At 53.9% G+C, this 24,463-nt stretch carries 29 protein-coding genes and 1 pseudogene; 20 read left to right on the top strand and 10 right to left on the bottom strand.

The genetic code is table 11. From position 1 onward, the window contains the following. The first annotated feature begins 344 nt into the window (after positions 1-344). The 10 genes from Q666_RS66200 to Q666_RS47670 all read left to right on the top strand — a co-directional run bounded on the left by Q666_RS66200 (position 345) and on the right by Q666_RS47670 (position 5,978). Complete coding sequence (locus Q666_RS66200) at positions 345-497, top strand: hypothetical protein (protein ID WP_022999964.1); 153 nt, start codon at positions 345-347, stop codon at positions 495-497. Between the two features lie 26 nt (positions 498-523). Further along, entirely contained in the window at positions 524-1,003 is a 480-nt protein-coding gene (locus Q666_RS47705; protein ID WP_022999963.1) for a hypothetical protein, read from the top strand. Further along, positions 981-1,268, top strand: coding sequence for a hypothetical protein (locus Q666_RS47700; protein WP_152533340.1), 288 nt, complete (start codon positions 981-983; stop codon positions 1,266-1,268). Before Q666_RS47705 ends, Q666_RS47700 begins: the two co-directional genes overlap by 23 nt. Next, positions 1,252-1,491 (top strand): hypothetical protein, encoded by a 240-nt coding sequence (locus Q666_RS47695; RefSeq protein WP_031268960.1) that lies wholly within the window; start codon positions 1,252-1,254, stop codon positions 1,489-1,491. Before Q666_RS47700 ends, Q666_RS47695 begins: the two co-directional genes overlap by 17 nt. A 258-nt stretch (positions 1,492-1,749) precedes the next feature. Continuing rightward, positions 1,750-2,136, top strand: a complete 387-nt coding sequence (locus tag Q666_RS0133285; protein ID WP_022999960.1) for a hypothetical protein — start codon at positions 1,750-1,752, stop codon at positions 2,134-2,136. 12 nt (positions 2,137-2,148) lie between these two features. Further along, positions 2,149-2,688, top strand: coding sequence for a hypothetical protein (locus Q666_RS47690; RefSeq protein WP_022999959.1), 540 nt, complete (start codon positions 2,149-2,151; stop codon positions 2,686-2,688). 146 nt (positions 2,689-2,834) lie between these two features. After that, on the top strand, positions 2,835-4,844 hold the full coding sequence (locus tag Q666_RS47685) for a methyltransferase (RefSeq protein WP_022999958.1): 2,010 nt from the start codon (positions 2,835-2,837) through the stop codon (positions 4,842-4,844). Between the two features lie 39 nt (positions 4,845-4,883). Next, the gene (locus tag Q666_RS47680; RefSeq protein WP_022999957.1) at positions 4,884-5,282 is read left to right on the top strand and encodes a hypothetical protein; all 399 of its coding nucleotides are present in this window, start codon (positions 4,884-4,886) and stop codon (positions 5,280-5,282) included. Next, positions 5,282-5,731 (top strand): hypothetical protein, encoded by a 450-nt coding sequence (locus tag Q666_RS47675; protein WP_022999956.1) that lies wholly within the window; start codon positions 5,282-5,284, stop codon positions 5,729-5,731. Before Q666_RS47680 ends, Q666_RS47675 begins: the two co-directional genes overlap by 1 nt. A 16-nt stretch (positions 5,732-5,747) precedes the next feature. Beyond that, positions 5,748-5,978: a hypothetical protein gene (locus tag Q666_RS47670; protein ID WP_022999955.1), complete on the top strand. Its 231-nt coding sequence runs from the start codon at positions 5,748-5,750 to the stop codon at positions 5,976-5,978. A gap of 2,347 nt (positions 5,979-8,325) precedes the next feature. On the opposite strand, the gene Q666_RS47660 is transcribed toward Q666_RS47670, so the two are convergent. After that, a complete protein-coding gene (locus tag Q666_RS47660) occupies positions 8,326-8,922 on the bottom strand; it encodes a hypothetical protein (protein WP_022999952.1) in 597 nt (198 codons plus the stop codon). A 156-nt stretch (positions 8,923-9,078) separates the two neighbouring features. Here Q666_RS47660 and Q666_RS47655 point away from each other — a divergent pair, with 156 nt between their 5' ends. The 10 genes and pseudogenes from Q666_RS47655 to Q666_RS64875 all read left to right on the top strand — a co-directional run bounded on the left by Q666_RS47655 (position 9,079) and on the right by Q666_RS64875 (position 14,369). Beyond that, positions 9,079-9,462, top strand: a complete 384-nt coding sequence (locus Q666_RS47655; RefSeq protein WP_022999951.1) for a hypothetical protein — start codon at positions 9,079-9,081, stop codon at positions 9,460-9,462. Between the two features lies 1 nt (position 9,463). Beyond that, positions 9,464-9,856, top strand: a pseudogene (locus Q666_RS66935) (hypothetical protein); the annotation flags it as partial. 187 nt (positions 9,857-10,043) lie between these two features. Further along, a complete protein-coding gene (locus Q666_RS66740) occupies positions 10,044-10,328 on the top strand; it encodes a hypothetical protein (RefSeq protein WP_286133764.1) in 285 nt (94 codons plus the stop codon). Between the two features lie 474 nt (positions 10,329-10,802). Next, positions 10,803-11,120 carry a dATP/dGTP pyrophosphohydrolase domain-containing protein gene (locus Q666_RS47645; protein ID WP_022999947.1) on the top strand — a complete coding sequence of 106 codons (318 nt, stop codon included), beginning with the start codon at positions 10,803-10,805 and terminating at the stop codon, positions 11,118-11,120. A gap of 107 nt (positions 11,121-11,227) precedes the next feature. Then, positions 11,228-12,148 (top strand): hypothetical protein, encoded by a 921-nt coding sequence (locus tag Q666_RS0133270; protein WP_022999946.1) that lies wholly within the window; start codon positions 11,228-11,230, stop codon positions 12,146-12,148. Next, a complete protein-coding gene (locus tag Q666_RS64880; RefSeq protein WP_022999945.1) occupies positions 12,148-12,555 on the top strand; it encodes a DUF3310 domain-containing protein in 408 nt (135 codons plus the stop codon). Before Q666_RS0133270 ends, Q666_RS64880 begins: the two co-directional genes overlap by 1 nt. Beyond that, positions 12,555-12,830, top strand: a complete 276-nt coding sequence (locus Q666_RS47640; protein ID WP_022999944.1) for a DUF2312 domain-containing protein — start codon at positions 12,555-12,557, stop codon at positions 12,828-12,830. Before Q666_RS64880 ends, Q666_RS47640 begins: the two co-directional genes overlap by 1 nt. Beyond that, positions 12,827-13,105 (top strand): hypothetical protein, encoded by a 279-nt coding sequence (locus tag Q666_RS47635; protein WP_022999943.1) that lies wholly within the window; start codon positions 12,827-12,829, stop codon positions 13,103-13,105. The genes Q666_RS47640 and Q666_RS47635 overlap by 4 nt, the downstream gene beginning before the upstream one ends. Continuing rightward, positions 13,102-13,365 carry a hypothetical protein gene (locus tag Q666_RS47630; protein WP_022999942.1) on the top strand — a complete coding sequence of 88 codons (264 nt, stop codon included), beginning with the start codon at positions 13,102-13,104 and terminating at the stop codon, positions 13,363-13,365. The genes Q666_RS47635 and Q666_RS47630 overlap by 4 nt, the downstream gene beginning before the upstream one ends. Continuing rightward, positions 13,362-14,369, top strand: coding sequence for a site-specific DNA-methyltransferase (locus Q666_RS64875; protein ID WP_022999941.1), 1,008 nt, complete (start codon positions 13,362-13,364; stop codon positions 14,367-14,369). The genes Q666_RS47630 and Q666_RS64875 overlap by 4 nt, the downstream gene beginning before the upstream one ends. A gap of 361 nt (positions 14,370-14,730) precedes the next feature. Here the strand turns inward: Q666_RS64875 and Q666_RS47615 are convergent, their stop codons facing one another. From Q666_RS47615 to Q666_RS47570, 9 genes are all read right to left on the bottom strand, one after another. Then, positions 14,731-15,222 carry a hypothetical protein gene (locus Q666_RS47615; RefSeq protein ID WP_022999939.1) on the bottom strand — a complete coding sequence of 164 codons (492 nt, stop codon included), beginning with the start codon at positions 15,220-15,222 and terminating at the stop codon, positions 14,731-14,733. After that, positions 15,219-15,713, bottom strand: a complete 495-nt coding sequence (locus Q666_RS65915; RefSeq protein ID WP_152533339.1) for a hypothetical protein — start codon at positions 15,711-15,713, stop codon at positions 15,219-15,221. The genes Q666_RS47615 and Q666_RS65915 overlap by 4 nt, the downstream gene beginning before the upstream one ends. 3 nt (positions 15,714-15,716) lie before the next feature. Then, positions 15,717-16,796: an N-acetylmuramidase domain-containing protein gene (locus Q666_RS64870; protein WP_022999936.1), complete on the bottom strand. Its 1,080-nt coding sequence runs from the start codon at positions 16,794-16,796 to the stop codon at positions 15,717-15,719. A 128-nt stretch (positions 16,797-16,924) separates the two neighbouring features. Further along, complete coding sequence (locus tag Q666_RS47595; protein ID WP_022999935.1) at positions 16,925-17,203, bottom strand: hypothetical protein; 279 nt, start codon at positions 17,201-17,203, stop codon at positions 16,925-16,927. A 10-nt stretch (positions 17,204-17,213) separates the two neighbouring features. Further along, on the bottom strand, positions 17,214-18,785 hold the full coding sequence (locus tag Q666_RS47590; RefSeq protein ID WP_022999934.1) for a hypothetical protein: 1,572 nt from the start codon (positions 18,783-18,785) through the stop codon (positions 17,214-17,216). Positions 18,786-18,797: 12 nt separating this feature from the next. Continuing rightward, on the bottom strand, positions 18,798-20,234 hold the full coding sequence (locus tag Q666_RS47585) for a hypothetical protein (RefSeq protein WP_152533338.1): 1,437 nt from the start codon (positions 20,232-20,234) through the stop codon (positions 18,798-18,800). 39 nt (positions 20,235-20,273) lie between these two features. Continuing rightward, positions 20,274-20,702 (bottom strand): hypothetical protein, encoded by a 429-nt coding sequence (locus tag Q666_RS47580; RefSeq protein WP_022999932.1) that lies wholly within the window; start codon positions 20,700-20,702, stop codon positions 20,274-20,276. Between the two features lie 56 nt (positions 20,703-20,758). Further along, positions 20,759-23,851 carry a WD40 repeat domain-containing protein gene (locus Q666_RS47575; RefSeq protein ID WP_022999931.1) on the bottom strand — a complete coding sequence of 1,031 codons (3,093 nt, stop codon included), beginning with the start codon at positions 23,849-23,851 and terminating at the stop codon, positions 20,759-20,761. Next, positions 23,848-24,432, bottom strand: a complete 585-nt coding sequence (locus tag Q666_RS47570) for a hypothetical protein (RefSeq protein WP_152533337.1) — start codon at positions 24,430-24,432, stop codon at positions 23,848-23,850. The genes Q666_RS47575 and Q666_RS47570 overlap by 4 nt, the downstream gene beginning before the upstream one ends. Between the last annotated feature and the right edge of the window lie 31 nt (positions 24,433-24,463).

Below are 24,463 nucleotides of genomic sequence, written 5' to 3'. Positions count from 1 at the left end.
AATCGGAAGGGATGAAAAGCAATCGGCACAATCGGCAACCGACACACTCGGCAATTAGCGCCGCGCCCCGACACGGGGACATGATCACTGATCGGTACGGCAACGGCAGGATTGAAACCCAATCGGCGGGGCATGGTCTGACATGGTCGGCGCGGCAACGGGGCAGAAAGTAACTTTCGGATTCCACCTATTAACTGCCGATTAACCTAGCGCATAGGGACTCCGCATTACCGCCTTTTCAGTCCGCTTTTTTGTCAAGTTTTGCTTGCCTAGTCACGTGTTTTAGGGCAATGTCTCTTTAACGGAAGACGACGCGCCATGGCGCAAACCAAGGGACTAAGACAATGAACTATCACGTTGCAGCCGGTATCAAGAAAGACATTGAAACCGTACAGACAGCCGCCGCTCTTTCTTTCTGGGCAAGTGTTGGCGCAAAGACGATTTCGACCAAAACCACGGCCTTTCCTAAGCCGCGCCTTGTTGTCAATAACGGCTAAAAAGTCAAGTTTAAGGAGTCTCGACAATGGCAACGCGCAAGATGAAAAAACCGCTCATTGGTGACGCCTTTACCAGTGTGCAAGGGGAACCGGCGGAAACCATGAAAGCCTTTGCAGAAGAGCTTGATTATTATGGCCCGCGCCGCTTCAAGCGTTTGATTGACGATTGCCGCGCGATGGCGGTTGAAATCGAGGAGTCGGACGTAAACGCGGGTTTGCCGGAAGGCTTTGACGAATTGATAAACGAGTCTTGTGAGGCTCTTAGCGATTGGGCAAAGACGCACAACGAATTCGCCTATTTCGACTCGCATCCGAATTATCCGGGAACCTATGGCTTTTGGGTGGATACGGACTCCGCCATCGAAAGCGCCGACTTTCAGGTTTCCGACCGTTCCGAATTGCCGACAGGGGCAACCGGGCTTGCGGTTCTCGTAAACGATCATGGCAACGTGTCCGCCTACCGTTGCAGCAATGGCCGCACCTATGAACTATTCGCAGTGGTATAGGGGGCGCGTCAAAATGCCGATCAGGGGCAAAGCCTATATTCTCATGTTTGCCGTGCTGGCCGCGCTTATCGGTCCCGCTGGCAAGCCTGCCGAAGCGGACTCGCGTTGCGTCTTGTATGTCGAGACTTTCGACGGGGAGTCATTCATTGCCGGGGATGGCGACACTTGCGCCGATGCTATGCACGGGGCGCGGTTCCCTGAAAACTGGCGTCTAATCGAATTCCGGGAAACCGAAGGAACACAAGACAATGTCAAACGCATTTGATACATTGGGTTACGCTGGAAAGCTTGAAGCCGGGGGCGTCCCGACCGATCAGGCTAAAGCGCATGCCGAGGCTGCAAAAGAATTCATCATGAATGAACTTGCGACAAAGTCCGATTTGAAAGCCGCGCTTGAAATGGCCGAATTGCGTATGACGCTCAAAATTGGCGGAATGCTTGTTGCAGGTCTTTCTATCCTTTTTGCCCTGATCAAAGTCACGGCATAAATCCCGAACAATCCGAAACCCTGCCCCCCGTCGCCATAGGTGCGCGCAAATCGTCAAGTAAAAGGTGACAGGGCAACCGGAAGGAATTAGCGACATGAGCCGCGATTATATCCCGCGCCCGCAATCCGCCAATTACCTGGACTCCGATTGTCCTAAACCGGCAACCGCCGCCAACTTGCAGCACTCGACCATTACCGAACGGAGTCGTTTCTAATGTGCGGTTTATTCGTTATCGTTGAAATTTCGGACGGGGACTCCATGGTTCTTAACCTGGAACCTAAAACGAAAGAGCATTGCAAACGCGCCATAGGCTGGCAAAGATCACACGGCCAGAACAAAAGCCCGATGCACATTTGCCGCTATGACGTGGAAAGCGACTCCTTTGTCTCGACTGGAGACGAAAGCCGCAAGTTTCAGCCAAACCGCAAGCCTTTCACGGAAACCTCTTGGCTAAGGTTCAAAGGTCGGTTGCGCTTTGATGTAATGACGCACGCAGAACGCCTTGACCATATATGGAAAACCAAGCATTCCGATTATAAAGGCAAGATTGACGGCAAGCGTTATATTCTGATTCAGCGCAACGGCACCGCATCCGTTCCGCTTTCCAGCTTGACGGAATCCGAAATTCGGCGGGAATTTTTTTAGGTCGGAATTCGCATGGATAAGCTTATTGACCAAATTAAGACGATTCCCGGGGGCTTCCTTGGCGCTTTAGGCTTAATCAGCCTTTTCAAAGGAAGCCTCGAATTACAAAAAGACATTCTATATTTAGTCAACACCTACGTAAAGATAACAAACCCAATAGTTGATTACACTTTTGGATATTTATTCAGCCTTGTTAAAATCGATCTAAGCCAATTTATTAAGACATATCTCTCTATTGGAATTATTATTACTATTGCCTTCGTTAAGATGATTATATTTAGCGGAAAAAATGAGGAAATTAAAGACTACAGTAGATTAGAACTATTTTTCTGGACAGCTATGTCTTTATTACTACTTGTTCCATTTTGGCCGCTCCAGTTATTAGTATACTTTATGTTTATTTTTGCGACATTCTTTTCCGATCAATTTGACTTTTACGATTCAGAACTAATGGGGATAAAAGAAATGCTTCCTCACTTCACGAATATGATTATTTTCGTGCTTGTCATACTGTTCTTGAACTATGGCCTTTTGTTCGCTGGCGTCAATTAACCGACCGAACGAAAGTTAGTTTCGCGTTAAGGGGCTGTTTACCGACCGCCCCTTTTTTCGTTTCTGTATAGTCAAGTTTTAATTGACTCACCACGTTTGACGCGCATAAATACCGCCATCGGATCAAAACAAGGGAAACCCCAAAAATGAATATCGAAGTCGGAAAACAGGTTGTCGATATGTACGGCAATAAGGGCTTTGTCGCAGAAGTTAAGGCGGCACGCTCAAACGTTATGACCATTGGAGCCGGGGGACTTCAAAAGCCCGGTTGCGATTTGGTGATTTGTTTTTATGACGGTTCGGTCAGAATCTCAGAAGTTCCCGACACAATCGCCGCGCCTTGGTTTGCGACGGCGGAAGGGCAAGAACTTGAGCCGATCACTTGCGAGTCCGAACGGGCGCAACTGGTAGACGCTGCAAAACGTCACGTTGCCGACTCTCATGATCGGGCGCGGCGCGAACAGGAAGAACGGCGGAACCGCGACAACGAATTTAAAGACCGAATCCGCGACATGGCGCCGGATTGGGCAAAGGCTGCAATCGTCGCAGAAATGCAAATAGACGACTGCGACTCCATGTCTGACTATTACAACACGAAAACCGGCAAACGTATCTTGCTGGCATGGTCGCGGCACGAACGAAATCTTTTCCCGGAAATGCGCAAAGCCGCGTTGAACCATGCCGAAACTAAGTTTCTTTTCGACGCCCCGAAAACTGCCGAGCATGCCGAAAATTATTCTATGGGCGCCGGTTATTACCTGAAAGACGGCGGACGTTATCGCACGGGCTGGACGGTTAAGAAAATCAAGTTTTACGGCAAGGGAGTCGACTATCTGCCGTTCTGCGATGAAATCGCTTTGCCGACCGAAACGGAAGCGCCGAAAGCAACCGTTTCCCCGATACACGTTGAAACCGATGGACTCTTTTCTATTGAGGAACACACTCACACAAAAAAGGGTTTCCAAATGTTCGTTTGCGTCATGTCGCGGCGCATATCGACAGAAGACTTTAAGCAACTCACCTTTGAAGCCCGGAACCTGAAAGGCTGGTATTCCCGGCAATGGGGCGCAACGCCTGCCGGTTTCGCGTTCAAGTCACTTGAAGCCGCTCAAGAATTCGTCAAGACGCACGGCGGCAATCCGGCAGAAACGGAAGCGGCAACCGACACGGACTCCCCTTCCCCCGCCCCCGTCGCAAACCGTCAAAGCGTTGCCGATCGTTTCCGCGAAATGGCGGACGGAATGCAAAGCGCCATCGATTCCAAGTTTGCCGACAAGCTGGAAAACACGCCCCGTCGCCAGCGTATGGCGGAGTCGGCTCGGCAGGACGGCAGGCGTTTGGAGCGGACGCAAAAGGCGTTGCGCGCGCTTGCTGATTTGCACGAGTCCGGGGACTGCCCCGCTATTCTCGCAAGCCTCAAGACAAAGGCGGCAATTCACGATTTGACCGGCTCAAAAATCAATCATTCCGGCAACTATTACGACGCGGGGCGGGAAACCGGGGAACCGGCAAAGGATACCGAACAGGCGCGCGCACTATGGGGAATTCTCAACATGTCTAAACCCGATCCGAAGGCCGAACAGTTGCGGGAACTTCAGAACCGAGTCCAGTTTGCGAACATTCCCGGCTATTTCCCGACGCCCCGCGCGCTTGTTGAACGGATGATAGAAGAGGCGGGACTCGCTTCGGACTTTGCCGGGACAATCCTAGAGCCGGAAGCCGGTTCCGGGGGGATTGCGGACGTTATCCGCGACCATGCCCCCGACGCGAAACTAATTTGCGTTGAACGTCATTTGACGCTTGCCCAGATTCTCAAGTTGAAAGGTCATTCCGTCGTCACTGGCGATTTTCTGGAAACCGACGCGGAACCGGCTTTCGACTTTGTGTTTATGAATCCCCCGTTCGAAAAGGGGCAGGATATGCGCCACATTATGCACGCTTACACGCGGCTAAATGAGGGCGGGACTCTTGTCGCCATCGCTTCAAACGGAGTCTCTTTCCGCCAGGATAACGCAACCGGATTTTTCCGGGCTTGGCTGGATAGTGTCGGCGGCACAATCGAAGCGTTGCCGGATAACTCTTTCAAGGAATCCGGGACCGGAGTCGCAACCGTCCTAATCGCTATTCGCGCGCCTATCGCGTCTACAATTAATTGACGCGCCCCGAATAAATCGTTTCCTGAAAGGTTCAACGCAATGAAACTGGAATTAACAATTAGCCGCGTGAAAGAGGCGATTGAAAAGGTGGAGTCACTTTACCGCCTTGCCCCGTACACGCGGCAAACGTCTGAAGAAATGAACCGCGAATTCCGGCAGTTTATTTCCGATATGGGCAAGGCGCCCCGTTGGGCAATTGCTCAAGTTGAGGGATACCGGGAAGCTCGGCAACGCGACGTTTACAAAAACTTGGTTTTCGGCGGTTTCCTGGATGGCGTCTTTTATTCCACCCATAGCAAGCGGCCAGACTATTACCGGACGCGCGGAATTGATCCGGCAGAATATGGGGACGACGCCAGAGTCAAAAATCGCGGCCATTATTGGGACTCCCCCGATGGCATGGAACCTTATTTCATTTCTAACGCGGAGTCGGTCTAATGCCTGAATTCGTCATGGAAGGAATTCTAGAGCCTGATTTTCAATCGCTCGACTCCTTCACTCAAGGATATATCCAAGCGCTGTTTTTCACTGAAACGGAACCGGGAACCGATGCGGACTCCCATGATCCGGAGTCGCAAAGCTCATTGCCGGGGGATTGTGGTTTTGATGACTTTGCCGCCGAAACCCTCGACGCCATCAAACGCGATTGCGCGGAATTCCAGAAACGACACGCGCCTTTATTGGCGAAAGCCTATGAAACCCGCGACACTTACACGGAAGAACAAGCCGGGATGGATTTTTGGCTTAACCGCAACGGGCACGGCGCGGGCTTTTGGGACCGGGGACTCGGTGAAATCGGGGACGCCCTAAGCAATGCTTGCGATTGGCGCGGCGCCTTCGGAAACCGTGACGTTTATCTAGGTGACGACGGCAAAGTTTATTTTTGAGCGGGGAGTCAAGTTTATGGTGACGATTCACAATAATAAAGGCTGGACGGTGGAGTCGTATGCAAACGGCGCTTGCTACCTGCTAAGCTTCACACAAGACGACGGGGAAACCCTTAGCGCGTTCTTTCAAGGGGATGACGCAACTAACTTTCGCGACGAATTCGACCTAGCGGACGAGTCCGAAAATGCGCAACGCGCCTTCCTAGACCTGTTCGGGCAATATTCTGAGATACTGGAAGCCGCATGAATTACGCTTTTACATTTGCCCTAATCCTGTTCGGTGGCGCTTTCCTGTATTGGCTTAATGCGCCCCCCGACGCGGGATTTCATCTAGTTCCGGCTTTGCTCATTGCCGCCGTGACTTGGTACATTCTGAAAGCCTTGTTGCCCCGCTAATCCGATCTAATCCGACCAACTGCCCCGCCTTGTGCGGGGCTTTTTTTGCCTGTTTCCCGACAAGCGATTTTAAGGGGGGTTAGGCGCGCGTTTGCGCCCCGCTGGCGTCATCATACGCAGCGCCTCGCGTTTCGCCTTCCTAGTGCCGTTTTAGCGCCCCCCGATCCGTCCCCCGGCTTCCCTCATTGCGGTGCCTACCCTGCCCCCGATAGCGCCCCGATCCATTCCGCCCCCGAGTCGCGCAAAGCGATTTTAAGGGGGTCTAGGCGCGCGTTTGCCGGTTCCGACACGCAATCATACCACGCGCGCCCGTGGCGCTCTTACAGGCCCGATTTCTGGCCGAATATGGCGCATTTCTGCCGAAAACCACTCACACGCGCTCGCGCACGCTCGCGCGTGCGCCCGCATGCATACGCGCACCCGTCTGCGCGCGTCGGAGAGGCTGATCACCGCCGCCGAGAAGACCTTTCCTTACTTTGGAACTTCATCGCTATATAAAATTTTTGCGGCCTTACTTAGACCCTCGCCCGCTGCCCAGGCCGCACGCCCGCGCCGTCGCCAGATCGGTAGAAGTTCGCTCAACAAATTGAAACTACTGCTTGTAAATTACAACTTGCTACACACGCAACACTCAACTAAAAGATGCATCGCTCAGTCCGTGGTAGCCCACCAGGTCTGCGAACTGAGCTTTTTAGGGAGTTTATCCATCCTGACCCAACTCCCTAAAAGGCAACCGCGATCATCCCCTTAGACCGGTCGCGGTTGCCAACAGCAACTTACTTGGAAGTCGAAGCGTTGCTCGGACCTCCCGGTCGATGAAAACAATTGCCAAAAATTGACCGCAGTCATTTTAATTGATTGATGAGGCAAGTCACGCAGCGCTCAACCGAGTGGACCGATGCGGTGACGACCCTCCAAACGCCAACAAATCAGTTGACTTATTTTTAGTAACAATAAGGGCGCCGGTTCTCGGTCGATCCACCCTCGGCAGATGACAAATGCAGTCCTCTTGGGAGTTCAACGCCACCAGGAGATCGAAGTTAACCAAATTTCAGTTAACTCACTCAGATCGCACCGTTAACCTGATATCAGTTAACACAACGAAACTAAGTTTCTGATAAGACTCTGAAATTGCCAGCCGCCCCGAACAACCGCCGCTCCGAAAATTGACTGCGGTCAGATTTGAATCCATGGACGCACTACCTAATTCAGAGATACAAGAAATCGTCTTGCCGGTCGATCCTGGGGGATCTTGAAAACGAATTCCGAAAAACGAATTTCAAAAAACGAAAAACGAATTTTGAAAAACGGATTCGCTGAGCGACTATTCCCAACTATTGAGCGACTAAGGGGGGTCAATGCCGAGACGCCGGGGATTTATCAATGCCGAGGAAGTTTTGAAAAAACTTGAGGTTGGCCGTGCCGGTGCAATTCAGGTCTGCACTCAGGCAAAAATTGGTTCGGCTGAATACCGAAGTGCGAACCATATCACGGAAGCTATTGACGATTTGGCCGAGAAGCTGACCGGTGACCGAACCTATTTCCACGGCAAACCGGCAACCACTGCGCCAAGGGAACAACAGTAAGTTTAACAACTGGATTTTTCCTAGGCTTTGGTTCCTATTTGAACCACCGAGTGCCTAGGCTCATTGCATAATCTATGGACTCTTTCTTTACGCATTCGATTCTACTGATATATTCTTCCTGTGTCTGGTCTGGATCAATATTATGAACGCAAACGGCAGCCCCGCTTAATACCGAGAGCACGCCATAAGAACCGGACAAAGCGGCCAATAGACCACCCCATTTTTTCCATTTGTCAAAACGATCAGCGGGAAAAATTGAAGGCATTCTCCCCACCTACTTGTATTCAGCGGCACGTCTTCCTTTGACACGTTCGATGTCGATGTGACCCCACGTCCCTGAAGAAAACTGCTGAGAACCGCTGGATGCCCCAATCTTCAAATTGCCGTCCTCGTCAACGCTTACAGAATTAGCTCTGACGACCTCAGTGGAACTTTTATTCAAAGACTCGTTTATGCGATAAACGGTGACGGTCAAAAAATTCTCGTTCGACATGCACTTAATCCCATTTCCTACACAACCAAGCGTAGATAGTGAGAAGCATTACCATAATCAACCGCTTAGGCTGGCTCGTCAGACAATCTCGCTACAATAACTCACAATTATCAGTCCCATCACTTGACGTAGTTTGCCCCAGGCGTCTTGTCCAAGACTGTTCTCAGACGGATTTTACTTTTCCGATCCAAAATTCGCACCGCATTATGCCTCTGACGCAATATTTCAGTGTAAATTAAAATTCCATTCAGTAATTCTAAAAATTTATTTCCATCGTAATCTATTTTGCTATCTTCTTTTATTGCCTTACGGAGTTCAACAGGAGTGCAATTCTCAAGATCCTTTACCGCGTCATCTTCGATCTCAAAAATCAGGTTATGCGCGACCTCATTTCGCATCTTCGATACACGCCGTATCGCGGCCACCAGATCAGAGGGCAACAGATCTAGTGCCCGACTTAAGCTGACACGCTGACTGAAAGGCATTCTCGAAAATGAGATTTCGTCCGGAAACGCAATTGCTTCCCTGAGTAATTCGTCAATCACATGCTCTAGATAGACGTGAGTTACCATTAGTTGCTGCCATCGACCGCCTTCCTTTAGCCTAACCACGAACCCGTCGTGATCGAAGCTCCACCGTGCTTGAGTTTGTTCGATTATCTCGGCGTCGGGTGTTGACAAAATCTTTAGGTCTTCTTCCGTTACACCCTTTGACATTCACACCTCCCTAGGAACACTCACTTCAGAATACGCTATTCTAAAGTCGGGAGGACAGGGCGATTTAATTCATTTCAACGAAACCAAAAAGTCAATTAATTCTTGACTCGTCATTTTTCTAATGCTTATTTTCCGCCAACGAAACAGGAGATCGCCATGATTTCGAAGCTCTACCCGTATCAAGAAGCGCTGCTCCGCAGCCTGAGTTGCGAGAAGCGCATGTTCCGCCTCGGGCATGAACCGTCCCCCCGTCGTGAAGTAAGGTTCCCGCGTCTTTCCAATGGCACCGAGATCCGCCCTAAAGTAGTGCCGAGGGTCGCTGTCGAGGCGGCTTTTGTGAACAGCTACACCAACCGTAAGCTGACCCCCAGGACCGGCGATATGGAGGTGATGCTTGCCGACATCGAGCGTGTCGAAACTCTGCCGATGAGCCTCTACACCCAGAAGATCAGCGCCATGGTCGAAGAGATGCGGGCATCCATCGACCGGCAGATTTACTCAGCCCTGTTCGTCCCCGCCGCTCTAATGGGAGCCCGCTGATATGTGTTGCTCTGCCGTCCAGTATTCCGATCAGATGGTCTGCACGGTCTGCGATATCGCGTGGGATATGAACGATCCCGATCCGCCGTGCTGTAAGCCGAAATCGGTTCAAGCGATCTCCTGGACCGAATACTTCATGGAAATGGCGCATGTCGCATCAATGAAGTCCAAGGATTCAACACAGGTTGGCGCCGTCCTGGTTGGGCCTGAGCGCGAAGTCCGTTTGACCGCGTTCAATGGTCCGCCGAGGGGTGTGAAAGACACGCCCGAGCGCTTCGAGCGACCGACCAAATACCTGTTTGCGAGCCATGCCGAAGCGAACCTTATCGCGTTTGCCGCCCGTGAAGGGATCAAGACCAAGGGCTGCTCTGTCTACGTCACTCACTGCCCTTGCTCGTCATGCGCGCGGACCCTCATTCAGGCCGGAATTTCGAAAGTCGTTTTCGGACCTGGAACAACATCAATGCCGGATGAAGAATTCACTTCATCCCGCCTGATGTTCGGTGAGGCTGGCGTCATCTGTGTGAACGCCGGTTCCGAAGCCCTCAATGAAACCAAATACTCCAAAAAAGGAAATCGAAATGAGCGAACAAGCATTGCAGGAAATGGAAACCGCCCTCGGAAACGCCGTCAAGGTGGCGAACCGCGAAATGCCTCTTCCGAACACCCTTCCGCAGCCGGTGGACTCCGCCCTAGTGGACAGCCTGCGGAACCAAGCGGCGACCTTCGAAGAAGCGATCCAGGATCTCGATAAAGCCATTGGCGATCTTCAGGCCCGCCGCTCTGAATACGGTCGGGCATTGATCCGCTGCAAAGCTGCCCTGGACGTGCAGATCGACACCAAACACTTGGAGTCTGCTCACTGAGTCACCTTTTAAGTGACTCTGCTACTTGAAAGGGTGATGAGCCATGTCAAGAAAGCTCACGGATACCGAAAGGTTCCTTCTGACCGAAATCATAAGGACAACTTACTTTCGGACTCACGCTGGTTGGATCTCCAACACATCAGCAAAGAAGTTTTCTCTGCGAGTTGCTGACGGGCTCGTCTCCAAGGGTCTAGCCGCGATCAAGAGAGGCGCGGGCTCACCGAAACTGGTTCCGACCGAAGCCGGTCGCCAGACAATGAGACTGAGTATCAGGAGAACTTGAAATGAGATACCGCGCCAGACCGCGCCGCCCGATTGGCACGCGGCAAATCTTCATCATGGACCTCGCCAAGAGGCAGGGTTTCATCAAAGCCGACACTTCCTTGGACCAGCAAGTCACGTTGAGACTTCACGAAAACGGCCTTCTTCGCCGTGACACCAAAGACGCATACACATTCTACCCGAGGTAAAATCATGGACTTCTTTGAACTCAGCCCGCAGCTTGTCACCCGGCATCGCAAATGGTCAGACGCAACCTTTGGACCGCGCAGCGAACGCGGCCCGATCAGCTCGCTCAAGCATCTCAAGAAGGAAGTTGATGAAGCGCTGAACGACCCTCATGAGGTCGAGGAATACGCCGACATGATGTTCCTGCTTCTCGATGCCGCGCATCGTGCCGGGTTCGATTGTTTCGACGTTCACGGCGCCATGGTCGATAAGCTCCCGGTGCTTCTGAAGCGCGATTATCCGAAGACCGCGCCAGAGGAAGTGAGCGAACACATTCGAAAATAGAGACAAATTAAAAGGCACGTAAAAAGTGACTCTTTCCGCTTGACCAGTCAATTTTTTCCTGACAAAAACGAAGCGAAAGTTAGTTTCAGTACCCAGGAGAACACATCATGGCTTCCATCAAAAAGATCATGCAGGGGCGCTCCGACGTTTACCGCGTCTCCCCCTCTGACCTCTCAGTCAAAGAGGGTTGGAATGGTCGCGACATGGACGACCCGGAAAACAAGGCGCATATCCGCCAGCTCGCAGAATCCATCGCAGAAGTGGGCGTCAAAGAGGCTCTGACGATCTATAGCGAGGGTGAAGATTTCTTCATCGAGAACGGTCACTGCCGTCACGCAGCCGCCCTCATGGCAATTGCAGAGTTCGGCGCCGACAAAGACATGACTGTCCCGGTCAAGATGTCGAACGCGAAGGCAACCGACGCCGAGCGCATCTTGTCTCAGATCATCCTCAATTCCGGCAAACAGCTCAGCCCGCTTGAACAGGGTCGGGTCTATGAGCGCCTTCTCGAAGCGGGGATGACCTCAACCAACATCGGCAAACAAGCCGGTGTGAGCCGCGTCTACGTCAATGATCTGGTCCGCCTCGCCCAATGCCCGAAACCACTCACCAGCCTTGTGCGGGAAGGCAAGGTTTCCGCGACCCTGGCAATCCAGATGCTCAAGGACAACGAAGGCGATCCGAAACAGGCGCTCAAAGACCTGAAGGATGGCCTAAAGGAAGCCAAGCGCGCCGGTAGCGAAAAGGTGACCCGGAAGCATGTCAAGAAAGCGAAGGGCGAAGGTTCCGGGGAACCGAACGAAACCGCATCTGCATCACCGGCAGAAACCCCGGCTCCCGCCCCCGCAGAGCCCAAAAAGCCGAGCAAGGTCGAACTTGTTCAGAGCATCCTCAAGAAGGGCTATGGATCGGCTGAAAAGGCCGAAGAAACCGGTGACGTGACGGTGACCTTCTCCGAGGACGACTGGAAATCCCTGGTCGAGCTTCTGGATCTTCGCGGACGTGATGCCGAGAAGGATCTGATCTGATGTCGCAGGGTTCGTTGAGCGTCCAGGTCGGGGGGTTGCATTACTGCGAACTCCCCGTCCAACCATTCCAGCTCAGCGCGGCACGCGATTGGGACGCCTTTGCCCACACCATCATGAAGTACGTCGTCCGCTACCCGGAAAAAGGCGGACTCAACGATCTCAAGAAAGCTCGGCACGTTGCAGATCTTCGAGCTGAGCTGCATGACCAGACTGAACACATTTCGGTTGGCGAGTTTGTCAAGAAAAACGGGCTTGGTCACCTGGAAGAAGCCGCGTTGCTGGCCTTGGACATATGGGTGAAGTCCGAAGACCCGAACGGCGCTGAGTATCGCATGTTCACGGTGCTCATGGACCGGCTCATTCAGGTCAGGACCGATGAAGCATTCTCAGAAGAAGGTGAAGAATAATGAGCAGACGGCGTGATGATGATGACTTGATCGGGGACAACTCGGTTGATGACGGCCAGCTACGCGCCTTTGTCGAACGGATCGAACGCCTGGAAGAAGAGAAAAAGGCGATCTCCGACGACATAAAAGACGTTTACGGGGAAGCCAAGGGGAACGGATACGACGTGAAAATCCTGCGCAAGGTGGTCAGCCTGCGGAAGAAACAGCCGCACGAGCGCGAAGAAGAAGAGGCGGTCCTTGACCTATATCTGCGCGCATTGGGGATGAGCGGATGACCCTGGAAGAAGCTCTCAGAGACGCTATCAAGCGGGGCTTCCTCCATCTCAGTCTTGACCTGCATTTCGGGGCTGACCAGTGGCGGGCGACCTATCGCAACACGGACAACGCGAACGTCGTCTACGTCGAAGATCCCGACCCTATCGAGGCGATCCGCAAGGCCCTCAAGCGCTATCGCGGACCTGTCAATATCAAGGAACCTACCTCGGCGGCAGCAAAGAAGGCGCCAGCGAAACGGAGCCGTCGCACACGCGACGACGATGACTTGATATGAGCGGCCTTCTCGATGAGCTGGAACGCCGGATCAAACGCGGTGAACTCACCGGCTTCACTGTCTGGCCCACTTCCGGCGACTCGAAGAAGGCGGGCCGCTTCATGGTCAGCGTCAAGAAGCCCGGTCGAGAAAGCTACGGCGTGAACTTCGCAGACACGATTGAAGACGGCTTGGCGCTGTGCCTCGCACCCCGCGACCGAGACACCGGCAAACAACAGCAACGCCGCAGCAGCAGGCGCAACGACGACGATTTGATATGACTGACATCACGATCATTGAAGACGACGCACTCGCCGCGCTCAGGCGCCTTAATGATGACGGCGTCCTGGTGGACGGCTGTCTCACGGACCCGCCCTACTATCTGGAGTCCATCGTCAAGCGCTTCGGTCGGAAGCAGGCTGCGGCGAAACAGGGTCAGGACGGGCGTTTCACACGGCTCTCAGACGGATTTCGCGGGCGGCAGTGGGATACCGACCAGAACGGCTACAAGATCGCCCACGACCCCGAATTCTGGCGCTTGGTGAAACAGCTTATTCGCCCTGGTGGTTTCTGCTTCGCCTTCTCGTCTCCGAAGACGGGTCATCGCCAAGCGGTTGCAATGGAAGACGCCGGGTTCATCATGCATCCGCTTATCGGCTGGTTGTATGGCACCGGCTGGCCGAAAGCTCATTCCGTCACTAAATTCGTGCCAGAGGCTACAAAATGGAGTGGATGGTACTACGGAACACAAACTCAGAAACCGGCACTTGAGCCAATCTACATCGGCCAAGTGCCCTTCGAAGGGACCGGATACGGGAATGTACTTACACACGGAGTAGGTGCATTCAACATTGACGAATGTCGCATTGGTGATTCTGGACGCTGGCCTGCCAACGTCATGCACGACGGCTCCGAACCTGTCGTTTCGCTAGTCGGTCAGGCCGTATCTGAATATTTCGGAATGTTTCCACCCGCCCTTTACTCGCAAAAAGCTACTAAAGAGGATCGCGCAGGCTCGAACCATCCTTCCGTAAAGCCTGTATCCCTATTACGCACGTTAATCCGCCTAATTATGCCAAAAGGAAGCACCGTAATTGATCCTTTTGCCGGTAGCGGAACGACGGGCGCTGCCGCAAGGGCAGAAGGAATGAACGCAATTCTGATCGAAAGAGAAGAAGACTACGCGGATATCATTAGAGGGCGATTTGATGAAAATCTTAAGTCCCCGTTGGTGGAAATCATTTACCGGCTGTTGCTACAGGATGATCCCGCGAAGCTGACGTAATACCGCAACCATCGGTCACAGGTGGTTGTTAATATCAACAATGCAATAATAAATACAATAAACACGTACTCGACCTGGAGAGTCTGTAATGAGTGTCAATATTAAATTGCTAAGGCGCAAGAAACTTAGCTTCGTGAACGGCAGGGAAGCTGGTGCCGTAAACTACTGGAACGTGTGTTCAACGGGAGATTGGACAAACGACACACAAATGGGGGCTCGTTACTATAACGATCTGAAAGAGTACATTCGGGAGACGAGTGACGCACTGGTTGTAAGATCAATCCTACCCGCCTTGTTCGCCGTGGCAGACAAGACGGGTGTGGAAATTGGTTTCCTAGACGCACTCGGGAGCGACATAGGCTCATAAAGACTTCAAGAAGGACCAAATGTCCTTCACGATATTGCTGGCGGCTCCACCGAGTAATATGCCGCCAGCAATCACGATAATCCCCATTCCGATACCGCGCTGGCGCCACGTGCGCACCATTTCAGCCTCGGGTTCGACCTCAGTAATCCGCTCATGATGGTCGTCAAGTTTCCGAGCGTGCTCGATATCGTTGTCTTCCAGACGCTTGAGCCTTTCGTCAATGCTCTCACGCCAAGACTTGAACTCAGTCGAATTTGCCTCGACCTTGTGAGTCAAGGTTTCCGCGAGGCTTTCGAACTTGAGCTGCCGCTGTCCGATGCCTTCGATCTTCTCATAGACCTTAGCCCGGTTCTCCGAGGCCATTCGGTCGTCCTCAATGGTGCGCCGCTCGTGATTGTCGAGGCGGGTTCCAAGACCTTCGATCAAAGTTTTGATGCGACCGAGTTCCATGAACAGATGCGGGTTCTCAAGGGGTGCTTCGCTCATTTTGCGTTCTTTCTATGGCCGCAGAGATCCTTGTAGACGGCGTTGTTGCGCTTAGCGTCCAGGATGGTTTCAGGGGTGTCTTTGGTGGACCAGGAGACGGGCTTTAGGAGCCCGTCCTTTTCGTCCGTGCCGCACAGGGCTTCGAGCTGCTTCCTGTCGTCTTTGGAGACGCTAGTCACGCCTGAACCCGTCGTCGCGGAACAGCTCGTCAGGATCGTCATTGACGCGATCACGAGCCCTTTCAGCGCGATTTCGAAGCTTCTCGGCGTTGCGGACTTCGCGTTCACCGCGATCCGACCAGCCTTGTTGCTTCCACCGCTGGCGAGCGATAGCAACCGCCAAGACGGCGATTGCCGTAAGCGCAGCATAAGCCGCATTACGGAAACCGAGATATCGAGCCGCCAGGAGGTACAGGCCGACCGCAGCGCCGATAGACGGGATCGACCATGACCACCAAGGCAGATCGTATGAGAGGAAATCGGAGATCTCATTCATCAGATCCCCTCAAACGTCTGCTTGGACTTCAGGTGCCCCCTGATCGCCCAGAAAGCACCCCCCAGGATGAGAAGACCGGCAACGACGTACATGCCGGTGGAAACCCATTCCAGCGAGCCTACGCCTGTGCCAGAGAGCTTGTCGGCAATGTCGTTGATCTTGTCGCCGCCGACCGTCAGAGCAGCACCGCCCCCCATCCCGAACACGCCGCTTTTCACATCGCGGTTTTCCGTCGCCGGCACATCGGCCGACTGAATCGCCGGCTCCCCTTCGAAGCTTGCCAGCTCCGCCGAAGTGCGCGGACCAACAACACCATCGGAATCGAGTCCATTCTCCGCCTGGAATGCCTTGACGGCATCGCGGGTCGCGGGGCCAAAATCGCCGTCGATGTTCAGGACGTGGCCGTGCTTGACAAGAAGCTTTTGCAGCTCCCGCACCCGAGCGCCTTCCGACCCCATGCGAAGCATTCCGCTCGATGCGGACGCCGGGGACGATTTTCCAGCAAAGCGCTCGTAGGCATTCTTGAGCTTGGTGTGATAGCCGTACTTCCGGTATTTCGGGCCGTTGTAACCACGGGCGAAACCGGACCAGTCGAAACGCTGAAGCTCATCGACCAGACCCGCCCACTTGATGTAGTTGGTCATGAGGTCGAGCTGACCGGTAAAGCCGAGGCAAGCGATCTCGATCATGTGTGCCGGTGACTGATAGCCGAGCTTCTTCCAGTGGGCGACCATCACCTGACCGAAGCCAATCGAGATCGACATGCGAGCGGCATCCGGGTCAATTTTCATTGCCCGCTTGAGCAATGCCCACCGTGCCGATTGGCTCTTTGGATTTTTGACTGCCCCGGCCTTCGGATTGGCAAGACCGGCCTTGCGCGCTTCCTGGCGCTTCGAAGGATCTACGAGCTGATCGAAGTAGTGACCTTCCCAACGAATGAGGGGAAGGTTTTTCCCGTCCACGTCAGCGAAGATTTTCCCATTGCTTTCGATCTTAACCGCCGCAAGGAGGGCGTTCGGATCGACGGACAGTTTCAGCGCTTCCGCTTCGACCGACCGCATCTGAATGTGGGTGAACATTTGGAAACCCCTAAAGTCAAGTTTATGCTGCTAAGACACCATAAACTTGACTTTTGGTCTACCCTCAACCAGGGAAATATAAGGTTGCGTCCCCATCGATCAGCGGAAGGATAGGTAAAAGTACCAGTCTAGTAGGAGAGGACTGTGATTTTGGTCCCCTCATCGTCATCTCCCATCGCCCAAACCCCCGTGCTGCCAGGAAGACCGGCGAGACTCATCTCAGGGGCGCCGCTTGAGACACCACGGCTGATCGTGATCGCCGGATCGGTCAAACCCGGCTCACTGGTGCCGACGTGGATGTGAGCCGAGCCGGTTTCTCCGAGTTGGATCGCCACGACGGTCTTGTTATCCGCAATCTTGGTCCAAGTTTCATTGCTCAGATCGTATGCGATGGTTTCAGCGGCCATATTCCAATCCTTATCCTATGCGGAACCGCACACCAGCGGCACCGACCGTGAAGAAAGAAGTATCGAACCCAATACCGATTAGGTTGGCATCCACGGGCTGCGAGAACGGGGGGTTGTTGGGATCGAATGAGGAACCTTGGATGAACGGATACCTCATGCCCCCTTCGATCTGGTAACTTAGTTGCGCTTCGCCTGCCAAGACGATGGCGGGGAAGCCGAGGGCACCGAGAACCGGATAGCTGCTGGATGCCTCCCCGTCGATCCTGAACGGGGGATAGGACAGAGTTCCGTTAAGCGCGTTCGCCATTCCCAATTCTCCATTCACGACCAAAGCCGGATAATGCGTGCTGCCCCGAAGCGTTTGATAGAAGTCGATCCGCCCGGAAGCTCGAAGCGCCGGATAGCTCATGCTCCCGCGCGTCTTGTAGTGTTGGTGAATGATGATCCGAGCCGTGAGAGCTGGAAAAAGCATGTCAGCCGAGACTACCGGGATGAGGATCGCTTCCCCGGTCAACTGAAGCGCTGGATATTGAAGGGACGCGATTGCGTTGTTCCCGATCCCTCCCAGAAACCCTTCAAAGCCGAGGGCCGGATAGCTCAGCTCCGCGTTCACTGAATTCCGGTTGCCAAGCTCACCGATAAGACCGAGCGCAGGGTAACTCAGCTCACCGTACATCGCGGTGTCAGTACCGCCCAATCCTTGCGCCTTGAGCTTGGGGTAACGCATGTTCGCGTCAAGTCTCAGAGGGACGCGGCCTGAGCCCACGAAGACCGGCGACGGATAGGCCAGGGTTGCCGAAAGGCTGATCGGAGCTTTGGCAGCACCATCCATCCGCAAGGCTGGAAATAGGAGCCCGCCGATCACGTCAATCGGATCGGTCGCACCTGAGTCGATGACGCCAGCGAGTTTCAGCAAGGGGAAGCTCATATCCGCTGAAATCACAACCTGGATTTCACCTTGCCCTGACATGGCCAGCGATGGATAACTGAGATCTCCGAGCGTCCCGATCACTGCGCTGAGTTCCCCTGCAAGCGTTAGCGCGGGAAAGGCAAGGTCCGCTTCCAGATCGTATTCACGTGAGATCGCCTCGCCATTCAGGGCAAGCGCCGCATAACTCAATTCGCCGGTCAGCGTAGCGTCTGGACCGCCTGAGCCTGATGCTGTCGCGGCACCATACGACAGATCTCCAAACACTTGTGCTGCGATGTTTACTTGTCCCGCCGCGATCAGCTTCGGATACCATAAATCGCCATAGGCAAACTGATAATCGGGTACTGTGTTGGTTACCTCAATTTCGCCGTCGCTCAATGAGATAAGCGCGCCGTCAAAGCGAATGGGAAGTCCCCTGTCCGCGTCAATGGGGTCAAACTGGTATAGCTCTCCCGACATCCCAAGTGCCGGAAGATTGAGGCGAGCCCTGACGGTGACGCCTTCGTAGAAATCGATTGTCGAGTCCCCTTCCCCAACCGTAACCCTGACATGCTCGATGAGGTATGTCGGGAAACGTTCGAAGTCGGAATCGCCAAATCCAGATGCCGTTAATCTAGGATAGCGAAGATCTCCGCTTGCTGTTTCGGCCACGGATCACCCTTCCTAGACGCTGTAGAGGACGAAGCCATTGCTTCCCGTTTCGAAACTAACTTCCGTGTTCTGCAGGAAGGTTTGTTCGGTTTGGAAATCGACAAAAATGATTGGGGTCGTGCCGGAATAAATGAGCCCATAGCGGACGCTGAGATCCCCGCCGACGATGACCTGAGCGAAGGGGTCACACGTCAGCGCTGCGGCCCCGTTTTCTTTCGACACGAGCATGATGTTTTGGATGGCAAGACCACCTTGAGGCCAACCGCTACCGAAGACCTCGGCAGCACCGGCATTGGTGACATCGTTGACCGTCGCGTCCGTCGAGTCGAATGACGCGGTGTTGTCGAGAAGCATGTATTTGACGGCACCGAGATCGACACCGTTGTTCACGAGGTATAGCAGGCCGACATCATACAGGTAGGTCGTCCCTTTCGGCGCAAGGAAATGCGGGCTTACTGCCTGAGAGGTTACACCTGTAGGGATATTCGCCATGACGGTAGCAGAAACGTCCTGCCAGACCCCGCCAGCGTCGATTTGATAGGCCAGCCTTGAAGCGGCATCCACGAGCATCTTGCCGTCCGCAGAGAAGTCCAGGAGGTTGCCGAGGTTGGCGATCTCTTGAACCTCGTCATAGGTGTTTCCGGTGCGCCGGTAGACCTTTGTGAGGTAGGTTGTTGCGCCACCAGTGTAGGAGATCGCAATTGTCCGATTGTCAAACGCGGCAACGATCCTGCGCGGCACAAGACCAACTTCGCTGATCGTGGAAACCTGGGCCATGTTGTCACCCGTTCTGCGGAAGACCAATGTGTCCGCAGCATCCGTTCCGAGTAATACGAACCGGCTGTCAGGCGTCCAGGCGCAAAGCTTGATCGGCGCACTGTGCGTGATCGCATAGCTAGTCCCGTAGGACGGATCTCCGTTTGCGTCGTTCCCATTGCGCACGTTTACACGGCTCGTATTTACCGCATCTACACCACGGAACATCAAAGTCAGATCGGGGGAAACCGCCATACAGTTGACCGTTCCGGCATTCGAGATCGAAGTGTCAACGGTCGCGCTTCCAGCGTGTCCAGTGAAGCTGCCGACCTCACTCAGCTCATGGTACTTGAAGGCTCCCGTACCGACCGGCGTGAACGTCAACGGTGGCTGATTTTTGAAAAAGACCGGCTTGAAGTTGATGATATTCGTGATCGCGTTCGTGATCGAAACTTCGGTATCCGAAGGTGTGGAGTCCGGGTAATAAGCTCGTAGGCGCCACGTGTTGGAACCGGTCCCCGGATACTGAGCTGCAAAGAATTCGCCGTCCCGCATCCATGCAAGATGAGGCGGCGTACTGATGTAAGGGCTGAGGGCCTGAGCCCCGATTTGCACAAAGGCGGAACCGGCAAGCTCGAATGAGCGCAATGTGCTCGGTGACCAAACGACAAGATGAGGGTTACCTTCTGCCACTTCCGACTCCGTCTTTGTGCTGTTTTAGGCTGGCGCGATTTATGCCGAAGCGGGCATGGTGATGGTCAAAGATACGACCGTCACATCAATGCCCGAGACAATGGACGTGGACGACAGCTTCAGGTCGCCCGAGCCGCCAGTGTTGGAAACCGATCCGTCCATGACCGGATTGCCGTCGCTGTCGAACGCGCGGAAGAACGTTGCTTCACCTGTGTTGGCAGCGGTGACAGACGTGATCGCGTTCGCAGTCGCGTGACCGCCGCCGCTCGCATCAACTGCGGCCTGGAATGCCGGGTCAGCGAAATCAAAGGTTACGAGCGGGGTTTGCCCGCTGATCGCGGTTTCCAGATCGGCGGGACGTGTGCCGTTGAACACCGTGAGAGTGCCATTTGCGGCACCCGCGTCGAGGTATGCGTTGAGGAAATCGCAAGCGGCAATTGCCATTGCTTTGGTGATCGAAAGTGCCATTCTCAGCTCCTATATGGTCAATCTATGATTGTCTTTACAATAAAAACTTGACATTTTCAACGCGGTTGACCTCGATAGGCGACGTTTATCGCCACATATGGGATGTACTCTTTAGGGAAGACTTCCCCGCCAGGAGTATGAGTTCCACCGGGGGATGTACCGGACCCGCCACCACCACCGATTCCAAAGTCATCATCGTCCCCAGGCTGAATGTCGGGGCGATCAACGGGCATGTCATCGACCGGCATCCCCTCGCCTTCAGTCGGTTCGCCGTCAACGTCTTCGTTCACCGGGATCACGTTGTCAGGCACAAGAACAATCAGGTTGTCACAGGTTGACCCGAATTCGATATCCAGGATGACCCCGTTCGCCCATGTCATGTCGTCGCCGTAGGAACGCTCCTGGATCTCGTCACCGATGCGTTTGTAGGCTGTGAATGGTTTTACCGCCCCGCCGTGACCAACGATCACGTCTTCACATGAGGAAAACGCAACCGGGCCGAAATCGACCAGGGCGCTATCAACTTCTGTGTAGTTCAGATTTCCGTCGAACTTGTAGAGCTTGATATCACTGTCAAGAACGGCTTTGTCATAGGTGGCGACAAAGTAAGTTTCGGCGGGAGAGAACGCCGCGAAGGAATTTACCATCTGGTCCGAGAACTCGACCCCCTTCAGCACAATGCGATCTTGAAAAACATCGTAGACCCGGCGCGAATTCCCGTTCACCGCGTCTTTGGCAACATAGGTGAAGGCGACCGGCGTTTTCGAAAACTTCATGTACTCGATGGAAACGTCTTTCTCGTGAGCGATGTATCCCTTTTCTTCGAGTGTGGTTCCGTTCAGCCGATAGAGACTGATGAATGTCCCTTCCAGGTTTTCAAGCTTCGAATAGCCGCCATCTGCGCCGATGGTCGCAAACTGTAGGACGCCACCAACGGACCATGTCACTTGATTGCCGCTATATTGAACTTCGCTCACCTGAGATGCAGGGAAGTCCGGCTCGAAAGTGAGCCCCGTCAATGGGGTCAGGTCGTCGGTATATGCATGGACGTTCCCTGGGTTACTGTAGTGGACAAGCTCACCGTCTGGTGCCAGGGTATCCAATTCCCCGACAACCGTGAGTGTCCTGATGTAGGTGCTTGCGAGCGGCTTAGTCACCCATTCGAACGACTCGATTCCAGCGTTGCCGCAGACTGCGAGGCGGGAGCCCGTTGCCGAGAAATCGACCACGTTGACGGCGGAAGTGTTCACTGACGAAAATGCCGCTATCTGTGTGAGCGTATCGTTGTCCATGCGGAAGGTGATCAATGTGCTACCAGAGGACGCCGTACCGCCAACAACAAGGTGGTTTGACTGCCCGTTGAAGCTCATCCAATTCCCAACCAAGAAGTCGGACAAATACCCCTGCAATAGCTCTTCACCGACCTTCTGATACGTGTTCAGCGCGACCTTCTTGTAGATGTAGAGGTAGGATTCATTACCGCTTGTGCTGTCGTTATAGAGGACGAAAAAGTGATTGCCGTCTGATGAAAATTCGACACTCCTGACGGGCTTTGGTGGATAAACGTCAACGGTCGTGATCTCAACGAATTGGGTTCCTGAGAAATGGTAGAGATCGATGCCCTTGACCCCTGTACCCGAGATCGCGGGACTGCTGAGATAGGTTTGACCATCGGGTGAGAACACCGCCCTCGGGCCGAGGCTGAAGCCGTTGAAGTTGACGCTAGTATCTTCTTGAACAACCCCGCCGACTATCTCGTAAGCTATTGGTGCCCCGCCCGAAGTGAATGTGAAAAATCGATGTTCTCCGGGGACAATTCCAGCGAGGAAAGACGCGGTTGCTGGTTGCACCACGGCGTTAGTCATCTGCACGTAATCACCGCTGCCGTTCTTCTCGAAAACGATCAGTCGCGGCGCGGCAGACTTGACCCCGATCAGGTATGCCCCGTCATCTGTGAACTTGAGCGAAAGGAAGTTACCGATTGTGGTCAAGTCCTGGGAAATCGACCAGACGCCGCCGCTAAGCCTATAGATCCGCAAGCCGAGCTGGTCAGCCGCGATGTACTCACCATCATCCGAAAGAGCCATCGCGTTGGTGTTGTTGACGTTATGTCCGTATTCAAGTCCCGCTGGCGATGCTTCAACCTGCCGACGTTCGAACAGGTCGAATGTAGTTTCGGCGGGGATGCCGATGGTTTGAATCGCCATGACCGATGCATCATCTGAATATTGGGGAGCTGGCATCGTGAAAGCTCCGGTCAACGTGTCCCCGTGAGACGTTATTTCCGTCCACACGAAGTCGCCGTAGTGACCATAGACCCGCGTAACTTTGTCTGTCGCGGAAGCATCGGCCCCGTGGATTGTGATGACGGCATTGTCGGGAGCGATTGAACCGTATGTCTTCGTGAAGTCGCTGTTTGGGATCGCCTGCGCGAACACCCAACTTCCCGCTTGATCCTCATAGAGTTCAACACTCTGCCCCGCACCTGGATCGATCAGCAACAGCGACCCGTCTTCCGATGTATCCAGGATCGACCCGCTCGGCACAGTAACCGGAGTCATTGCCGGGACCGCGTACAGCACGGTTGAAGCGCTCGTCACGACCTGTAGCAAGTTACTTTCGCTCAGCCGCCGAACCTTCGTGATCGAACTGCCATCAGGCGTGAGAGTCTGAGCGAGGGCGAACCCATTCCCACTGAGCACGTAAATGCGCAACTTCGTGTCGTCGTCAGTTTCAACGGTTGCTAGGGCCTGGTTCTGATTGAAGAACGTCGCATGAGGGATGAATACCGGCGCGGTCGGCAGGACCGTTGTCGTCTCGTGGACGTAGGTTGGACCGGCGCCGATGTAGAGCTTACATTGCTCGGTCGCGGTTCCGCCGAAAAGCAAATAGCGATCATCATCCGAGAACACCCGAATACCGCCCTGGGGGTGAACATCATTCGGATCGCTCAACCCTTCCACCTGACCGGCACGCATGTCATAGGCGATGGCGACCTGATTCAGAGATGGCGAGAAGGCGAATTCAACGACCGGTGAAATAAGCGGTCGGTCAAGATCCACGGCCTGTGCCGGTGTCCCGTTGTTGGATTGAAGATTGATGTTGATGTACGGCTTGGTCTGAAGCGGTTCGACTGTGTAATAGGTCATAGGGTCTGTCCGATAAGCGTGATGGAAACACAACGGGCTCCGGCGACACGGAAAGGGCCTTTGATGACTAGCTTGTCACCCTGGGCAAAATCAGTGTCCGCCGACAACTGAACGAAACCGCTAGGTGCGTCCGCGTCGTTCATTGCCCATCCGATTTGACTGGTGTTCTTGAAGATTGGGAAAGGCGACTGGTCCGGTATGCCGCGCGTTCGATGCCATTTGACATCCGCGAAGAGCCTGAACGGCTTTGTCACGACATGGGCGGCGAGCGTCTCGGTCGGTCTGGGGTCGGAAATCATGAAGGCAATCTCGACGCTCGGATCAAGCGGCGGGAACCGGGCGACCAGCAACCAACTTGTGCCGTCGAAGAGGACGATGGTCCTGGACGCCTCGACATAGACCATCTGACCAACGAACGGGTAGAACACGTATGTTTCACCGGGCGAATAAAGTTTGATCGTCCCGCTGTCGTCCATATCGATCACGCTATAGGCATCATCCCTCGGCAAATCGACGGCAGGGAAAACGCGCCAATCGACACGCTTGACCTGACGATAAATAATGTCGAGCCAAAGGAACATTCGATTGGAATCCCAATCCCAAAGATGCTCA

Origin of the sequence: Labrenzia sp. C1B70 (assembly GCF_000475395.1) — a bacterium.
GTDB classification, from domain to species: Bacteria; Pseudomonadota; Alphaproteobacteria; order Rhizobiales; family Stappiaceae; genus Roseibium; species Roseibium algicola.
The sequence above is the reverse complement of the archived record's forward strand: the minus strand, read 5'-3'. Positions and strand labels throughout refer to the sequence as shown.

Coding starts and splice junctions, on each gene's coding strand:
- Q666_RS66200 (WP_022999964.1), top strand. CDS start 345: ATGAACTATCACGTTGCAGCCGGTATCAAGAAAGACATTGAAACCGTA.
- Q666_RS47705 (WP_022999963.1), top strand. CDS start 524: ATGGCAACGCGCAAGATGAAAAAACCGCTCATTGGTGACGCCTTTACC.
- Q666_RS47700 (WP_152533340.1), top strand. CDS start 981: ATGAACTATTCGCAGTGGTATAGGGGGCGCGTCAAAATGCCGATCAGG.
- Q666_RS47695 (WP_031268960.1), top strand. CDS start 1,252: ATGTCAAACGCATTTGATACATTGGGTTACGCTGGAAAGCTTGAAGCC.
- Q666_RS0133285 (WP_022999960.1), top strand. CDS start 1,750: ATGGTTCTTAACCTGGAACCTAAAACGAAAGAGCATTGCAAACGCGCC.
- Q666_RS47690 (WP_022999959.1), top strand. CDS start 2,149: ATGGATAAGCTTATTGACCAAATTAAGACGATTCCCGGGGGCTTCCTT.
- Q666_RS47685 (WP_022999958.1), top strand. CDS start 2,835: ATGAATATCGAAGTCGGAAAACAGGTTGTCGATATGTACGGCAATAAG.
- Q666_RS47680 (WP_022999957.1), top strand. CDS start 4,884: ATGAAACTGGAATTAACAATTAGCCGCGTGAAAGAGGCGATTGAAAAG.
- Q666_RS47675 (WP_022999956.1), top strand. CDS start 5,282: ATGCCTGAATTCGTCATGGAAGGAATTCTAGAGCCTGATTTTCAATCG.
- Q666_RS47670 (WP_022999955.1), top strand. CDS start 5,748: ATGGTGACGATTCACAATAATAAAGGCTGGACGGTGGAGTCGTATGCA.
- Q666_RS47660 (WP_022999952.1), bottom strand. CDS start 8,922: ATGTCAAAGGGTGTAACGGAAGAAGACCTAAAGATTTTGTCAACACCC.
- Q666_RS47655 (WP_022999951.1), top strand. CDS start 9,079: ATGATTTCGAAGCTCTACCCGTATCAAGAAGCGCTGCTCCGCAGCCTG.
- Q666_RS66740 (WP_286133764.1), top strand. CDS start 10,044: ATGAGCGAACAAGCATTGCAGGAAATGGAAACCGCCCTCGGAAACGCC.
- Q666_RS47645 (WP_022999947.1), top strand. CDS start 10,803: ATGGACTTCTTTGAACTCAGCCCGCAGCTTGTCACCCGGCATCGCAAA.
- Q666_RS0133270 (WP_022999946.1), top strand. CDS start 11,228: ATGGCTTCCATCAAAAAGATCATGCAGGGGCGCTCCGACGTTTACCGC.
- Q666_RS64880 (WP_022999945.1), top strand. CDS start 12,148: ATGTCGCAGGGTTCGTTGAGCGTCCAGGTCGGGGGGTTGCATTACTGC.
- Q666_RS47640 (WP_022999944.1), top strand. CDS start 12,555: ATGAGCAGACGGCGTGATGATGATGACTTGATCGGGGACAACTCGGTT.
- Q666_RS47635 (WP_022999943.1), top strand. CDS start 12,827: ATGACCCTGGAAGAAGCTCTCAGAGACGCTATCAAGCGGGGCTTCCTC.
- Q666_RS47630 (WP_022999942.1), top strand. CDS start 13,102: ATGAGCGGCCTTCTCGATGAGCTGGAACGCCGGATCAAACGCGGTGAA.
- Q666_RS64875 (WP_022999941.1), top strand. CDS start 13,362: ATGACTGACATCACGATCATTGAAGACGACGCACTCGCCGCGCTCAGG.
- Q666_RS47615 (WP_022999939.1), bottom strand. CDS start 15,222: ATGAGCGAAGCACCCCTTGAGAACCCGCATCTGTTCATGGAACTCGGT.
- Q666_RS65915 (WP_152533339.1), bottom strand. CDS start 15,713: ATGAGATCTCCGATTTCCTCTCATACGATCTGCCTTGGTGGTCATGGT.
- Q666_RS64870 (WP_022999936.1), bottom strand. CDS start 16,796: ATGTTCACCCACATTCAGATGCGGTCGGTCGAAGCGGAAGCGCTGAAA.
- Q666_RS47595 (WP_022999935.1), bottom strand. CDS start 17,203: ATGGCCGCTGAAACCATCGCATACGATCTGAGCAATGAAACTTGGACC.
- Q666_RS47580 (WP_022999932.1), bottom strand. CDS start 20,702: ATGGCACTTTCGATCACCAAAGCAATGGCAATTGCCGCTTGCGATTTC.
- Q666_RS47575 (WP_022999931.1), bottom strand. CDS start 23,851: ATGACCTATTACACAGTCGAACCGCTTCAGACCAAGCCGTACATCAAC.
- Q666_RS47570 (WP_152533337.1), bottom strand. CDS start 24,432: ATGTTCCTTTGGCTCGACATTATTTATCGTCAGGTCAAGCGTGTCGAT.